The sequence below is a fragment of the Halomonas sp. SIMBA_159 genome, from assembly GCF_046536035.1.
Lineage (GTDB): Bacteria > Pseudomonadota > Gammaproteobacteria > Pseudomonadales > Halomonadaceae > Vreelandella > Vreelandella venusta_A.
In genome coordinates, this window is the sequence record NZ_JAWJBT010001501.1 from 1 (window position 1) to 240 (window position 240).

Here is a 240-nt window from a genome sequence, read left to right on the forward strand (position 1 = left end):
GTACAAAACTGCCATATGCCAATGCCAGCGTGATATTGGTTGTTAAGGTGTAATGCCGCTCATGGAGTAATGTCAGCAGCCAGCGAGCCCCACGGCCGAGTACCACACCGACCGCCAAAGCCCCCACCACATGCGACACTAAACTCAGACTGCTGCTTGTCAAATCAAATTCAGTGCCACTAAAAATCACTAAGGAAAGAATACTGGCCACAGTGACCACAAAACCGTCGTTCAATATGG

1 protein-coding gene is annotated in these 240 nt (G+C 49.6%); it reads right to left on the reverse strand.

Annotated elements, in window-relative coordinates; genetic code table 11:
* Nucleotides 1–240, reverse strand: a 240-nt coding sequence (locus R0J87_RS24225) for a hypothetical protein (protein ID WP_498889598.1), incomplete at both ends; no start/stop codon positions are given.